The sequence below is a fragment of the Ruegeria sp. K3 genome, assembly GCF_056531845.1.
On the sequence record NZ_JBQFMM010000011.1, the window covers coordinates 109331 to 124031 of the forward strand.

General features: G+C 56.7%; 15 protein-coding genes. 6 read left to right on the top strand and 9 right to left on the bottom strand.

Annotated elements, in window-relative coordinates:
* Nucleotides 1-49 precede the first annotated feature (49 nt).
* Nucleotides 50-535, top strand: a complete 486-nt coding sequence (locus ACR0MP_RS18265) for an RNA pyrophosphohydrolase (RefSeq protein WP_170408516.1) — start codon at nucleotides 50-52, stop codon at nucleotides 533-535.
* 6 nt (nucleotides 536-541) lie between these two features.
* On the opposite strand, the gene ACR0MP_RS18270 is transcribed toward ACR0MP_RS18265, so the two are convergent.
* The 5 genes from ACR0MP_RS18270 to ACR0MP_RS18290 form a co-directional block, all read right to left on the bottom strand.
* Nucleotides 542-1879: a serine hydrolase domain-containing protein gene (locus ACR0MP_RS18270; RefSeq protein ID WP_480887471.1), complete on the bottom strand. Its 1338-nt coding sequence runs from the start codon at nucleotides 1877-1879 to the stop codon at nucleotides 542-544.
* Between the two features lie 82 nt (nucleotides 1880-1961).
* A complete protein-coding gene (locus ACR0MP_RS18275; protein ID WP_480887469.1) occupies nucleotides 1962-2951 on the bottom strand; it encodes an adenosine kinase in 990 nt (329 codons plus the stop codon).
* Nucleotides 2948-3592 (bottom strand): endonuclease III, encoded by a 645-nt coding sequence (gene nth, locus ACR0MP_RS18280; protein WP_170737201.1) that lies wholly within the window; start codon nucleotides 3590-3592, stop codon nucleotides 2948-2950. The genes ACR0MP_RS18275 and nth overlap by 4 nt, the downstream gene beginning before the upstream one ends.
* 96 nt (nucleotides 3593-3688) lie before the next feature.
* Nucleotides 3689-4330: a cysteine hydrolase family protein gene (locus ACR0MP_RS18285; RefSeq protein WP_170408512.1), complete on the bottom strand. Its 642-nt coding sequence runs from the start codon at nucleotides 4328-4330 to the stop codon at nucleotides 3689-3691.
* A gap of 1 nt (nucleotide 4331) precedes the next feature.
* A complete protein-coding gene (locus tag ACR0MP_RS18290) occupies nucleotides 4332-4781 on the bottom strand; it encodes a MarR family winged helix-turn-helix transcriptional regulator (RefSeq protein ID WP_170737240.1) in 450 nt (149 codons plus the stop codon).
* Between the two features lie 120 nt (nucleotides 4782-4901).
* Here ACR0MP_RS18290 and ACR0MP_RS18295 point away from each other — a divergent pair, with 120 nt between their 5' ends.
* Nucleotides 4902-5753: a bifunctional helix-turn-helix domain-containing protein/methylated-DNA--[protein]-cysteine S-methyltransferase gene (locus ACR0MP_RS18295; protein WP_170394731.1), complete on the top strand. Its 852-nt coding sequence runs from the start codon at nucleotides 4902-4904 to the stop codon at nucleotides 5751-5753.
* A 175-nt stretch (nucleotides 5754-5928) separates the two neighbouring features.
* Nucleotides 5929-6363 carry a glyoxalase superfamily protein gene (locus ACR0MP_RS18300; protein ID WP_170408510.1) on the top strand — a complete coding sequence of 145 codons (435 nt, stop codon included), beginning with the start codon at nucleotides 5929-5931 and terminating at the stop codon, nucleotides 6361-6363.
* A 56-nt stretch (nucleotides 6364-6419) separates the two neighbouring features.
* Here the strand turns inward: ACR0MP_RS18300 and ACR0MP_RS18305 are convergent, their stop codons facing one another.
* Nucleotides 6420-7859, bottom strand: a complete 1440-nt coding sequence (locus tag ACR0MP_RS18305; protein ID WP_480887466.1) for an aldehyde dehydrogenase family protein — start codon at nucleotides 7857-7859, stop codon at nucleotides 6420-6422.
* A 218-nt stretch (nucleotides 7860-8077) separates the two neighbouring features.
* Here ACR0MP_RS18305 and ACR0MP_RS18310 point away from each other — a divergent pair, with 218 nt between their 5' ends.
* Nucleotides 8078-8728, top strand: coding sequence for a peroxiredoxin (locus ACR0MP_RS18310; RefSeq protein ID WP_170408508.1), 651 nt, complete (start codon nucleotides 8078-8080; stop codon nucleotides 8726-8728).
* Nucleotides 8729-8767: 39 nt separating this feature from the next.
* Here ACR0MP_RS18310 and ACR0MP_RS18315 read toward each other — a convergent pair whose 3' ends face one another.
* Nucleotides 8768-9763, bottom strand: a complete 996-nt coding sequence (locus tag ACR0MP_RS18315) for a Hint domain-containing protein (protein WP_170737209.1) — start codon at nucleotides 9761-9763, stop codon at nucleotides 8768-8770.
* Nucleotides 9764-10079: 316 nt separating this feature from the next.
* Nucleotides 10080-10709: a TIGR02466 family protein gene (locus ACR0MP_RS18320; RefSeq protein ID WP_480887464.1), complete on the bottom strand. Its 630-nt coding sequence runs from the start codon at nucleotides 10707-10709 to the stop codon at nucleotides 10080-10082.
* A gap of 250 nt (nucleotides 10710-10959) precedes the next feature.
* On the opposite strand from ACR0MP_RS18320, the gene ACR0MP_RS18325 reads away from it, so the two are divergent.
* Complete coding sequence (locus tag ACR0MP_RS18325) at nucleotides 10960-11514, top strand: hypothetical protein (protein WP_170660579.1); 555 nt, start codon at nucleotides 10960-10962, stop codon at nucleotides 11512-11514.
* A 36-nt stretch (nucleotides 11515-11550) separates the two neighbouring features.
* The gene (locus tag ACR0MP_RS18330; RefSeq protein ID WP_170394711.1) at nucleotides 11551-12051 is read left to right on the top strand and encodes a helix-turn-helix transcriptional regulator; all 501 of its coding nucleotides are present in this window, start codon (nucleotides 11551-11553) and stop codon (nucleotides 12049-12051) included.
* A gap of 294 nt (nucleotides 12052-12345) precedes the next feature.
* Here ACR0MP_RS18330 and pnp read toward each other — a convergent pair whose 3' ends face one another.
* The gene (gene pnp, locus ACR0MP_RS18335) at nucleotides 12346-14496 is read right to left on the bottom strand and encodes a polyribonucleotide nucleotidyltransferase (protein WP_170515055.1); all 2151 of its coding nucleotides are present in this window, start codon (nucleotides 14494-14496) and stop codon (nucleotides 12346-12348) included.
* Nucleotides 14497-14701: the final 205 nt, after the last annotated feature.

A 14701-nucleotide genomic window follows, 5' to 3' on the forward strand; every position in this document is an offset into this window, starting at 1 on the left:
ACTGCGACGCTTGCTAGAGACGCAGCAAAGCTTAATCACGAGGCCGCGCATGACCCCTGATGAAATCGCCAAACTGCCCTATCGCCCCTGCGTGGGACTGATGTTGATGAATGCCGAGGGTCTGATCTTTGTCGGTCAGCGCAATGATCGCCACAAGGACGCCTGGCAGATGCCTCAGGGCGGCGTGGACAAGGGCGAAGACCCGCGCGATGCGGCCCTGCGCGAGCTTTGGGAAGAAACTGGAGTGACCGCTGATCTTGTGGAAATCATCGCCGAGACCGACGGCTGGCTGCCCTATGACCTACCGCATGACATTGTGCCGAAAATCTGGAAGGGCCGGTATCGCGGGCAGGAGCAGAAATGGTACCTGATGCGGTTTCTGGGCCGGGATGATCAGATCGACATCGCCACCGAGCACCCCGAGTTCACCCATTGGAAATGGCAGACCACGACGCGGCTGGTCGATGAGATCGTGCCGTTCAAAAAGGACGTCTACCAGCAGGTGCTTTCTGCGTTTCAGCCGCATTTCGGGTAGTTCGGTTTAGGAACCAAGCGCCGTAATCACCGCTTTGGCCAGCGGCAGCGGGGAATAACCGGTATCGGACGGTGTAAGCCCCAATCGCACGATCACCAAATCACGCGAAGGGAATATCCCGACCGATTGCCCATCATGTCCGGCCATCCAGACCGCATCTTCGAACGGGGGTTCTCCACCCGGCACGTCGCGCCACAAGTGACCTTTGGCATATGCCCCGCCCGAGACAGCAACCGGTTCGAACATCCAGTCAGTGAACCCTTCGGGCAGAATTTGCTGCCCGTCCCATGTGCCGCCCTGCAGCAGGAATTGCCCATATCGTGCCCAATCCCGCGCTGTGGCGTACATATAGCTTGAGCCGACAAAGGTGTCAGAAACATCAGTTTCAAGTATGGCCGAGGTCATGCCCAGTGGCAGCAGGAGTGCGCGCTGCGGATAGGACAAGCTGTCATCTTTGACCTGATCCTGCCAGACCCGCGCCAAGACGGTGGATGTGCCCGACGAATAGTTGAATTCAGTATTTGGCTCAGCCTCGGCCTCAAGCGAAGTGACAAACCCCGCCATGTCGTCGCTCAGATATAACATCCGAGTCACGTCCGAGACGTCACCATAGCCTTCGTTCCATCGCAGGCCGCTGGACATGGTCAACATATCCTCGACGGTAATGTGCTGCCGGTTGTCCTCTGCCCAATCGGGAAATGAATCGACCAGTGTATCCGTCAACTTCATCTGACCGGATTTTATCAGCGTTCCAATCAATCCAGAGGTTATGGTTTTGGTCATTGACCAGACCAGAAGAGGGGTATTTTCGTCGAATCCATCCGCATAAGCCTCACCAATGATCCGGCCATCATGCACCACAACTACGGCGCGGAAGCCCTTTCCCAGAATGGTCGGGTCCGACAGAACCATTGCCAATTTGGAGTTCTGCGCTGGGGCCACGGTGGTGCCTTCCGGCCAAAGTGCATCAGACAGCGCGGGCAGAGTGTTTAGCTGGGCGTTGACCGGTTGGGCCTCATGCGTATTCGCACATCCAAGCCCCTCGCGATATTGGCTGGTCGCAGGGGCGAAGATCCCGAGTAGCTTTGCGGATACTGATTGCGCCTCGGGGTCTACCGAGACCGAGACGTGTTTCAGCAACGGATGCCCGGGCGCCTGCACATCAACCGCCAGTACCTCCTGCGCATCCCGCCTGGCGATGAACACGTTAGAACAGACGATCTTGGCAGAATAGTTGGTCCCGACTCGCAACAGGTCGGGCGGAGAGATCAGCAGGTACCCAACGCCGGCCACAAGCCCCAACGCCAATGTTCCTGCGGTGATCCTGAGTGCTCTGCCCAACATGAATTGGCTCCCCCCTTACATCCAAAAAAAGGGTAGCCATTCCGAAATGTGACGCACCAGCGTTACGTTGCGTTTCGCGGGATCAGAGCAATCCCTCAGCCTGCAGCAACTCCTGCATGTTCGCCTCAGGGCGCGGGCCGATATGGCTGATCACCTCGCGGGCACAGACATTGCCGATCCGCGCACAGGTCTCGTAATCGCGGCCTGTTGCCATGCCATAAAGGAACCCGGCGGCGAATTGATCGCCCGCGCCGGTCGCGTCCACGGGGACGATCTTTTCAACTGGTACGTCGATGCGCGCGTCGCCGTTCAGAACGGTCACCCCGTCGCCAGACCGGGTGCAGACGACCAGAGGGCAAATCTCGGCCGTTTTCGCCAGCGCCTCTTCAAGATCGTCGGTTTCGAACAGCGATTTGATTTCGGCCTCGTTGCCGATTACAAAATCCAGCTCATTCTCGATCAGCAGCAGGAAATCGACCCGGTGCCGTTCTACACAGAACGGGTCAGAAATGGCGATGCCCGCCTTGCCGCCACCCTTGTGGCAGTTGCGCGCGGCCTCCAGGAATGCCGCCTTGCCCTTTTCCTTGTCGAACAGATAGCCCTCGAGGAACATGATCTGGCTGTTGCCCGCGACGTCTTCCGAGACATCCCGAGAAGACAGCTCGGACGAAATACCCAGATAGGTGTTCATCGACCGCTCGCCATCCGGTGAGACAAAGATCATCGAACGCGAGGTTGGCAGCTCGCCCCCCGGCACCGGCGGGTTCACAAAATCCACCCCGTCTTCGTTCATCGCATCGGCATAGAAACGGCCCAGCGCATCATCATGCACCCGCCCGATAAACGCCGAATCCAGACCCAGTGCACCCGCACCCGCAATGGTATTGGCAACCGAGCCACCCGGAGTCTGCACCCGGCTTTCCATCGAGGCGTACAGTACCTCGCCGCGTTCCTGTTCGATCAGCTGCATGATACCCTTTTCGATGCCCATCAGCTCAAGGAAACTGTCATCGGCTTGGGAAATCACGTCCACAACGGCGTTTCCGATGCCGGTCAGTTGGTAGGTTTTCATAGAGTCTTGTCCTCAAATTCGCAGAGATCGCGGATGATACAGGTCGGGCACTGCGGTTTGCGTGCCTTGCAGTGATAGCGGCCATGCAGGATCAGCCAGTGATGCGCATGCAGCTGAAAGTCGGTCGGTATGTTGTCTTCGATAGCGCGTTCGACGGCGTCCACATTCTTGCCCGGGCAGATGCCGGTGCGGTTGCCGACGCGAAAGATATGCGTGTCCACGGCCTGCGCCGGATATCGCCACCACATGTTCAGGACAACATTGGCTGTCTTGCGCCCCACACCCGGTAGCGATTGAAGCGCCGCGCGGGAGTTGGGCACCTCACCGCCATAGTCTTCGACCAGAATGCGACTCAGCTTGATTACGTTCTTGGCCTTCTGGCGGAACAGGCCGATGGTCTTGATGTGTTCGATCAGACCTTCTTCGCCCAGTTCCAGCATCTTCTGCGGCGTGTCGGCGATCTTGAATAGCGCGCGCGTAGCCTTGTTGACGCCGGCATCGGTCGCCTGCGCTGACAGTGCGACGGCAACGACCAGAGTATAGACGTTTACATGCTCCAACTCGCCCTTGGGTTCAGGGTCGGCGTCGTGAAAACGCGTAAAGATCTCGCGGATCTTGTGGTATCCGAGTTGTTTGGCCATCCGAGCCTTAATGCCCTGCCAGACAAGCGGTCGCAATTGAAAAGGTGCGTTTTGATTTTGCCTAGGCGCGGGTCTTGGTCGATTTATCCCTATGCCTCACGTCTGCAGTCGGAAATCCACCCCCGCCGTTGCAAGTTGATCCCTGATCCCCTGCCACCGGTTCGGATCAGCCGCCAGAACGGCTGCCGAATTGATCTGAACCCGATATCCTCGATTGAGCGCGCCCTGCGCGGTCTTATTCACGCAATGACACCCGTCCAACCCTGTCAGAACCAGCGTTCCGATCCGTTTGTCTTGCAGGAACCGTTCAAAGCCCGGCGAAGAAAAGGCGTCACCTACGGATTTTACAAACTCGGCATCGGGATTCAGCGCAAGACGCGGATCCAACCCAACTCCGTCGGAACCTGCGTTGCCGCGCCCCTGATTGAACCACCCGTTCAGCAAGTTCGCCAGCCGTCCCTTGAATTCATGACGGATGGCAATCACGGACCAGTCAGACTGGCGGGCGCTGTCCGTCGTTGACCGGATCGTCGACAACGCACCCTCAATTTGCGCGTCATCCCATGTGGGTATCGAGGTAAAATCTGTTTGCATATCGATCACCAGCAGCGCCGTTTCAGGCCGCGATGCCAGGTCTATTTTGGGTCCGGTTGTCGGAGTGCCAATCTTTCGGATTTGCAAGAGGATGTACAACACGGCGATCATGATGCTTGCCGCCATTATCCAAAGGACGGTCATGTCAGGCCTCCTTGGCGAGTTCTGCGAAATAGCGGGTCAGGGCCAGCTGAACCTTGTGATAGGCGACAAGCTCTGACGCAGAAAAATCCTGTGCAAAGCGTGTCAGCTTGGCCATCTCATCCGCTCTGATAGCCGTGATCGTCTCTTCGCCCGCTGGGCTCAGCCGGTAGCAGTAGGTGCCTGCACGTTTGGGATTGGGCTGGCTTTCGATCAGCTGTGCACCCATCAACTCTTTTAAGATGCGCGAGACATATTGTCGTTTCAGCTGCAGCTCGGCGCATAGCATCGGGGCTGTCGCGCCGGGAGATAGCGACAGACCTTCCAAAAGGGCACGTTGCCCGACGGTCACGCCTTTGCGCTGGCTGCCCTGCTCAACTGCTGCCGTGATGTTCCGCAGCAAAGGCCGGGTGGCCTGAACTGCCTGATAAAGCTGATCCAACCTGTGTCCCATACCTGAATGGTAGGAGAAATCGATTTGATTCGTCAACTCAGTTGACAAGATAAAGCGCAGGTTCCGGGTCGCAAGATCGACAGGGGCAAGTTACTGTTCCTGTAACTGATGAGGTGACTGATGAACGTCCAGACAGCAGAAAGCGGATATCATTATAACGTCATGCGGCGCGCGATCGAATTGATCGATCAAGGGGGAGAGAGTCTCAGTCTTGATGAGTTGGCTCGCCAGATGGATATGAGCCCTGCCCACTTTCAGCGTCTGTTCTCACGCTGGACCGGGGTCTCGCCGAAGCGATACCAGCAATACCTGACTCTCGGCCATGCCAAAGCCCTGTTGCACGAGCGTTTCACCACGCTGGAAACCGCTCATAATGTGGGGCTGTCCGGCAGTGGGCGGCTTCATGACCTGTTCCTGAAATGGGAATCCATGAGCCCCGGTGAATATGCCCGCAAAGGCGCAGGTCTCACGATCTACTGGGGCTGGTTCGAGTGCCCCTTTGGCCCTGCGCTGGTTATGGGAACTGACAAGGGAATCTGTGGAATCGCCTTTGGGGCCGAGACAGGCGAGGAGGCGGCGATGGAAGACATGATCTCTCGTTGGCCCAATGCTGATTTTGTCGAGGACCCGATGCGCCTGCGGCCTTGGGTGCTCAGCGCCTTCGGTGCGGCCAGCGACCGGTTGGAGCCGACCCCGCTCTACCTGATCGGCTCACCACTGCAGATCAAGGTATGGGAAGCGCTGATGCACATCCCTTCGGGGCAGGTCACCACCTATTCCGAGATCGCGCAGCGGGTCGGCTCACCCCAAGCGGTGCGCGCCGTAGGCACCGCAGTTGGGCGCAACCCGGTCAGTTGGCTGATCCCCTGCCACCGTGCCTTACGCAAATCGGGCGGCCTGGGTGGCTACCACTGGGGACTGCCCGTCAAGCGCGCCATGCTGGCCTATGAGGCGGCGCAGGCCGACGCCTGATTGACATTCTGGCGCGTCGTTGCCATATGCACGGCAGGTTCGGGTCCCCTGCCGTTCGCGGCCTTAGGCTTTGGTGAAACCCGATTGAATCACATCTGTTGCCCTTTCCAGGCGCGCGGATGGCAATGCGAACCCCGTCCAGATTTCGCGCCCGTTTCAGGAAACGAGGCACACCATGACACATACTCAGAACATCGCTCCGGTTGCGGAGCTGAAAGAGCAGGCAAAACGCCTGCGCAAACGCCTGCAGGACGCCGGAGTGAAGCTATCGCATAGCGAGGCGCTGGAACTGTTGGCGCATCAACTCGGTGCGCGGGATTGGAACACGTTGCACGCGATGGCAGGAAATCGAGTGCAGTTGCGCGTTGGTGACCGGGTTGAGGGCCGATATCTGGGTCAGCCCTTCACCGCCGAAATCCGCGGTCTGACCATGATTGGGGATGGCGGACATCGCCGGGTGACCCTGCAGTTCGACGTGCCCGTAGATGTGGTCCGGTTCGACAGTTTTTCGTCCCTTCGCCAGCGGGTGACAGGTGAGATTGGCTGGGATGGTCGATCCACCCGTCACACGTCGGACGGAGAGCCGCAGCTTATCGTCCGACCTGCCTAAGAAACAAAGCGAGGCACCCTTAGGGTGCCTCACATTTTGATACCACCAAAACCGGGTTATTCGGTAGCCCAGCCCCCGACGGCCTTGACCTCAAGGAAGTCCTCCAAGCCCCAAACCCCGCCTTCGCGGCCATTGCCGGACTGTTTCATCCCACCAAACGGGGACCCAGCGCTGCGCGACTGGCCGTTCATCTCAACCATGCCCGACCGCAAGACGCGAGCCATTCGGTTGGCGCGTGCACCGTCTTGGGTCTGAACATAATTGGTCAGCCCGTAAGGTGTGTCATTGGCAATCTCGATGGCTTCTTCTTCGGTATCGAAGGGGATCATGGTCAGAACCGGGCCAAAGATCTCCTCGCGCGCGATCGTCATCTGGTTATTGGCATCGGCAAAAACCGTTGGGCGCACATAATAGCCCTTGTTCAGCCCCTCTGGCCGACCCGTGCCGCCTGCAACCAGACGCGCGCCCTCATCAATTCCTTTCTGGATCAGGTCCTGAATTTTGGTCCACTGCACTTCGTTCACCACCGGTCCGATATGTCGGCCTTCTTCGGCGGCACTGCCGACGGTGACCTTGTTTGCCACTTCGGCGGCTGTCTCAACCGCCTGATCATAGATCGGACGCTGCACCAGCATCCGGCTGGGCGCGTTACAGCTTTGACCGGTGTTGTTCATCATGTGCAGGACGCCGCGTTTTACCGCCTTTTCGTCGGCATCGGCGAAGACCACATTGGCCCCTTTGCCGCCCAGTTCCAGATGCACTTTCTTCAGTGTATCCGCCGCATTCTTGGAAATCGCAGTGCCCGCGCGGGTCGAACCGGTGAAGCTGACCATATCAACATCTGCGTGCCCCGAGAGCTGAGAGCCCACGCCCACGCCATCGCCATTCACCAGGTTGAAAACACCAGCCGGGAAGCCAGCCTCATCCATCATCTCTGCAAAGATCATCGCGTTTAGCGGACTTTGCTCGGACGGTTTCAGCACCATCGTGCAGCCCGCAATCGCGCCGGCCCCGACTTTGAGCGTGACCTGATTCATCGGCCAATTCCATGGGGTGATCAGGGCTGCCACACCCACCGCTTCATAGATGATCCGGTCATTCGGCGCATGATCGCCCATTGGGCGTTCGAATTGGAACGCCTTGGCGGCACGGATGAAGTTTTTCAGGTGATAGATCCCCGCGCCCGATTGCTGGCTGCGCGCCATATCGATCGGTGCACCCATCTCCATCGACATCGCCTGGGCCAGATCCTCTGAGCGGGTGGCGTAAATATCGACCAGTTTCTCTACCAAAGCGATGCGCTCGTCCACCGGGGTTGCCATCCAACCAGGCAGAGCAGCTTTGGCCGCGGCGACCGCTGCGTTAGTGTCAGCCTCTGACCCTAGCGAGATCACCGCGCATGGTTCTTCGGTCGACGGGTCGATCACTTCGAAATCATTCGGCTCTGATGGGGCGACCCATTTGCCGTTGATATAGAAATCGCGTTTTTCGATCATGGCTCATCCTCCGGATCAGGAATCAATCGACCGAACGGTCGGTTTTCATTCGCACTCTGTCACCCACCCGGGTGTCGGGCAAGGGTAAAACATAATTTGATCAAATTATCTACCTACTGAATCTTCTGACAGCGCAACATGAATGGTTTAACCTCTGCGCAAAGTGATTAGGTTGGCAGCAATCGACTCGCGATTTTTCACAGGAAAGGAGTTTCCCAATGGGTTTGCGCATCAATGATACGGTCCCGAATTTCACCGCAGAGACAGATCAGGGCACCGTCCAGTTTCATGACTGGATTGGCGATAGCTGGGCCATCCTGTTCTCACACCCCAAGGACTTCACCCCTGTTTGCACGACCGAGTTTTCGGCAGTTGCGCAGTTGAACGATGAATGGGCGGCGCGAAACACCAAAGTGATCGGCGTGTCGGTCGATGGTGTCGAAGATCATAAAAAGTGGAAAAAAGATATCGAGGCCTATGGCAACGCCAACCCCGGCTTCCCGATCATCGCCGATGACGGTCTGGCTGTGTCCAAAGCCTTCGACATGCTGCCGGCCGAGGCCTATCTGCCCGACGGCCGCACGCCTGCCGACAGCGCAACTGTACGCTCTGTCTTTATCATCGGACCCGATAAGCAGTTGAAACTGTCCATGACCTACCCGATGACCGTGGGCCGCAACTTTGCCGAGATTCTGCGTGCGCTGGATGGCCTGCAGATGAGCGCCAAGGGCGTGGCAACCCCCGCAAATTGGGTGCCGGGTGAGGATGTGATCATTCCACCTGCGGTCTCCAACGATGAGGCAAAAGAGAAGTTCGGCGAGTTCGAGACGATCTTCCCCTATCTGCGCAAAACCAAAGCGCCGTCGTAATCGGATCAACGGGCAGGGGGCGAAAGCCCCCGCCTTCTTTTAATGCGCAAACGCCGAGGTTGCGCCGCAAGGGGCAGATAGCTCCGGGCGCAGCATCTGCACTTCGTACGGTTTCAGAACCGGCAGCACCGTATCACCATAGCCGCCTGTGTCGGAATGAAGCTCAGGGAACAGCTCGAATAGTTCCTCCTTCACTGCACTGCTCATCGCGTCCAGCGTATATCCGCCGGGATAAAACGATTCCGACCACAATCCTTCGACATTCACCAGCTCATGCTGGTCGAATAGAATGTGAATGTACTCGACGCCCCCGCTTGGCGGAACTTGCGTGATAGACTTGTCGTTGAGCAGAGACTTGGCCGTCGCCAACATCATCGGGTGACTATGATGCAATTCCAATGCAGGTGAGGACACGACAACCCGATGCTGAGGTGACAGCAGCAGATCTCGCGATGGTGTCTGCGGCCCAAGACTGCCCGCACTGATCCGGATCGGGCAATGCTTAGGGGTCTGTCTCAGATCCGCCTCACTCAGCCGTCGCCGACCCACCCAGCGCACGGCCCGACCGGTGCCATCTGTGGTGATCACATGATCGCCTGCTTTGACTTCTTCGATCAGACGCTGGCCCGATGGTGTCAGAATATGTGACCCCGAAGTAAAGCAGACAAAGCTGGGAAGGTTGTCATATTCGACCGCAGGTGCAGTACCCTGGGCCAGTGAGTTGCCTGTCAGTACATCGTTAACAGCAACGTTTCCCGAGGTCACAACGATATATTGCGTGCCTGAGAATTGCAGCAGTGTGTAGGTGACCGGTGCACCTCCGACCGTCGCGCTGTAGCCTTCAAATATTTGAAAGCTGCCGGAGTTGTTCAGCCCGGGGATTGGGAGGGTATCGAACTGTTGGCTGCCGTTGTTGTCCGGATTTTCGAGAAAATTATCATCATCAGTAATGGTGACCTGAAACCCCTGGGTCACCGTCACACTGGGGTTGCCAAACGGATCTCCGTCGATCTCAAAGATGGTGATAGAGGCCAAAGCGCGGCGACGTCCCAGATGATTTGGATTTCCTTAACTTTGAGCTAACTCAACTTAGAAGTGTTAACATATCGTTTACCGTGACGCGCAGGGCTCGAAAGCGGCACTGATCGAAAAAGGCAGATTGGCTATGGTTGGATCGACTGTGGGCACGCCTGCCAAGGCGGTGGTTGGGATCGGATACGTCAGTTGAACGCGGTCTCGCTGCCAAAGGATCGTATCTTCTGATGGCAACTGAAAACCGCACTGACTGCGCTGACCAGGCGAAACATTGCCATGATGTTCGATACCACAGAGGCTGCGTATCTCGAGGCGATCAACTGGGATCCGATTTTGGACGTCGAAAGGTTGCGTTGAAGGCAACCGTGACGCGGCTTTCTTTACTTTGGTTTGGGTGGACCCAATGGGTCAGATAGGATGGAAAAAGGATCATTTCGCCGGCTGCCGGGCGCAGCTTCTTTTTGTTCCGAAACGCACTCGCCTGAAGTATGCGCCAGTGAGGCAACTCGTTTCGAGGGTCGAGAAACTCAATCATTCCAGACGAACCTTCTTCGATCTCGGGTTGAGAAACATAGTACACTCCAGACCAATGCGCGCCGGGATGAGTATGCGGCGCATTGTACCCGCCGGAAGGATTGTCGTTTATCCACCCGAACAGTTTCAGGCGAAGTTTATCCAGTTCAACCTTGTCTGAGACCTTTCGCGTTATTTGAAACACCGCATCTTCAGCCGCGTCTCGCAAATTCTGAATAGCGGGCGCATCGCGATCAAAGAGGTTTCCGTTTGAGTGCCATCCGCCGCGATTGGATTTTGAGGCACCCTCGTCTTCCTCACGCATCTTTTCGGCCTCAAACAGAATCGCCGCATTAAGCGCTGCACTGTTAGGCACCACAAATCGCATCATTGGAGTAGAGAAGAGCTTTTCGAATTTCTTGGCTTCGGGCATATCCTCGGTGTCACCTTCAAAAACTACATGGCTGTAAATTCAGATCGGTCCGAGATCAAATTCAGGAATTTGCTCCTGAAAAATTTTTCGGCGCTCTCCAAATCCACGTTCCCGCACATTGCGCGCATCACCCAGTACCGTTGAGGATATAGTTCTTTGGTTCAAGTCTGGCCTAACCAACCTAAGTTATATTCCCATCGCAAAGCGCCGATGTTTTAGTTCAATTGGCAATTCCTTTGAGGATGGGAACATGAACAAGAAAACTATCGGTCTGACATCAACTTTCGTTCTGATGGCCACCACGGCGCTTTCGCAAACCACCAAGCAAGACATCATCGACGAACTCACAGAACAAGGTTTCCAACGAATCGAAATAACCAACACGCTGTTTGGGAATCTTCGCTTTGAAGCGACTGGACCTGGAATCGAGAGAGAAGTGGTGCTGGGGAAAGACGGAACCATCGTTCGGGATCGTTCAGAGCGAGACGATGAGTTCGACGATGAGGAAGATGACGACGAAGATTTTGATGACGAAGATGACGACGAAGGATTTGATGACGAAGGTGACGATGACGAAGGCGATGGGGAAAACGATAGCGAAGGCGACGATGGTGAGCGCGACAGCGAAGGCGACGATGGTGAGCGCGACAGCGAGGGCGACGATGGCGAGCGCGACAGCGAAGGCGATGACGGCGAACGCGATAGCGAAGGCGATGACGGCGAACGCGATAGCGAAGGCGACGATGGCGAGCGCGACGGTGAAGGTGACGATGGCGAAGGGGATGACGAAGGCGACGATGATTAATTCAGCTTCCAACTTGAGCCCAAGCGAGATTGGGGTTTGAACAAATGGTTTAAAAAAGAAGCCATGTTCAAAGCGGGGATCGCTGTATATGCGATCTCTGCTTTGACGTTTGTGATCGAATTGATTGGCGAAATAACAGGGTACTACATTTTTTCCGCGAGTTGGGTGGTCCATGAAATCACGGCTCTCATCACCCTATTTGGGTTTATTCTTGGGGGGCTTTTGATTTGGCAAAGCCACAGGCTGTTTTTGCGACGTCACCAAGAAGTCAAACAGAACCTGCGAAAGGCTCAAGGCGAGTTTTTTCGAATGCTGGAACTACAGTTCGACCGTTGGGGCCTTAGTGCTGCGGAACGAGATGTTGCACTGCTCACCGTAAAGGGCCTGTCCCTCGCAGAAATAGCTAAACTGCGCGAGACCAGCGAGGGAACAATCAAGTCCCAGAACAATTCAATCTACAAAAAAGCCAAGGTCAAATCGAGGACGCAACTGTTGGGCGCGCTCATAGAAGAGCTTTTGATCGAAGAAAAGAAATAAACCAAGAAACGATCGGATATCGTCGTAAATTCATTCATTTATCGGCAATGAGTAGAAAAGAACGCCCAAGTAGATGCCTCGGGCCTGTAAAACCAACGTTTTAAGTGGTTGCGAGGCTCTGTTTCAGGGCAATGCACTCAACAATCAGAATTGTAGCCTCATCAAAATTGAAGCCTACCCCAGCACCAGCTGATGGTCGGCACATTCCACAGCATCGCTACGGCACTCGTCATTCGCCCAAAGAAAAAGGCCCCGGCGGATCACCGGGGCCTTCGTTCTTGCAAAAGAGGCAGATTACTCTGCGCTTTCCTCTTTCTTTTCTTTCTTCTCGGGAACGATCTCTTCGCCGGTTTCCTGATCGACAACTTTCATCGACAGGCGCACCTTGCCGCGATCGTCAAAGCCCAGCAGCTTGACCTTTACTTCCTGACCTTCTTTCAGAACATCCGACGGATGGTTCAGGCGTCGGTTTTCGATCTGGGACACGTGCACCAGACCGTCGCGCTTGCCAAAGAAGTTCACGAAGGCACCGAAGTCGACGATCTTGACCACTTTACCGGTGTAGATCTGGCCTTCTTCCGGCTCAGCAACGATCGAGTGGATCATCTCATAGGCCTTCTTGATCGATTCACCGTCGGGCGAAGCGATCTTGATGACGCCGTCGTCATTGATGTCGACCTTGGCGCCCGAAACCTCGACGATCTCGCGGATGACCTTGCCGCCTGAACCGATCACTTCACGGATCTTGTCGGTGGGGATGTTCATGGTCTCGATGCGCGGCGCGTGGACCGAGAATTCGTTGGTCTCGGACAGGGCTTTGCCCATCTCACCCAGAATGTGCATCCGGCCGTCCTTGGCTTGCGCTAGGGCTTTCTCCATGATCTCAGGCGTGATGCCCGCAACCTTGATGTCCATCTGCAGCGAGGTGATGCCGTTTTCGGTGCCAGCCACTTTGAAGTCCATGTCGCCAAGGTGGTCTTCGTCACCCAGAATGTCCGACAGGATGGCATAGTTGCCGTCATCTTCCAGGATCAGACCCATGGCCACACCGGCAACCGGTGCTTTGAGCGGAACGCCCGCATCCATCATCGAAAGCGAACCACCGCAAACCGACGCCATCGAGGACGAGCCGTTGGATTCGGTGATCTCCGACACGATGCGGATCGTGTAGGGGAAGTCGGTCGCCGCAGGAAGAACCGCCTGCAGGGCACGCCATGCCAGCTTGCCGTGGCCGATCTCACGACGGCCCGGACCACCCACGCGGCCAACTTCGCCAACCGAGTAGGGGGGGAAGTTGTAGTGCAGCAGGAAGTTCGATTTGAAGTTGCCGTGTAGCGCGTCGATGAACTGTTCGTCGTCACCGGTGCCCAGCGTGGTCACGGCCAATGCCTGAGTCTCACCACGGGTGAACAGGGCAGAACCGTGGGTCCGCGGCAGCATCGAGGTTTCTGCGACGATCGAACGGATATCGGTGGTCGAACGACCGTCGATACGTTTGCCGCCTTTGACGACGTCACCGCGCAGAATGCCAGCTTCCAGCTTCTTCATAGCGGAACCGAGGTTGCCGTCTTCTAGTTGCTCTTCGGTCAACGCTTCCTTGATCGCTTCACGGGCCGCGGCAACAGCGGCGGTGCGCTCTTGCTTGTCGGTGATCGCGAACGCGGCGCGCATCTTCTCTTCACCGGCAGCCGAAACAGCGGCGGACAGCTCCGAGTAATCGGGGGCGACAAATTCGAACGGCTCTTTCGCGGCTTCTTCGGCCAGCGAGATGATCAGGTCGATCACGGGCTGAATTTGCTCATGCGCGAAGTTTACCGCGCCCAGCATTTCCGCCTCGGACAGTTCGTACGCTTCCGATTCCACCATCATCACGGCGTCTTTGGTACCGGCGACAACCAGGTCCAGACGCTGTTCAGGGTTCAGGCGCAGGTCCTGCATGTCGTCGACGGTCGGGTTCAGAACGTATTCGCCATCCTCGAAACCAACGCGGGCACCGGCGATCGGACCCATGAACGGCGCGCCGGAAATGGTCAGAGCAGCGGATGCCGCGATCATCGCAACGATGTCGGGGTCGTTGACCAGATCGTGGGACAGCACGGTGCACATCACCAGAACTTCGTTTTTGAAGCCGTCAACAAACAGCGGGCGGATCGGACGGTCGATCAGACGCGCGGTCAGCGTCTCTTTCTCGGTCGGGCGCGCTTCGCGCTTGAAGAAGCCACCCGGAACCTTACCGGCGGCATAGTATTTTTCTTGATAGTGTACGGTCAGCGGGAAAAAATCCTGACCGGGCTTTTGAGCACGGGCAAAGGTCACGTTCGCCATGACGCTGGTTTCACCCAGCGTGGCAATCACGCTGCCGTCGGCCTGACGGGCAACCTTGCCGGTTTCCAGTGTCAGCGTCTCTTCGCCCCACTGAATCGATTTCTTTGTTACATCAAACATATGCGTATCCTAGAACGGAGCACTCCCGCCCCTGCGGGTCTCCGGTTTGCATGGCGGCCCCATTGCCGCCGACCCCACTTTATCTTCCATTCGAGTGCCGGGGTCAGGGCACAACGTCTCAGATGACAGGCCCATACATCAGTTTGCAAGCTTTGGAAAGTCGGGAGTTTTTGGGGGGCAGGGGATTACCTAACCCCCGCCCAAG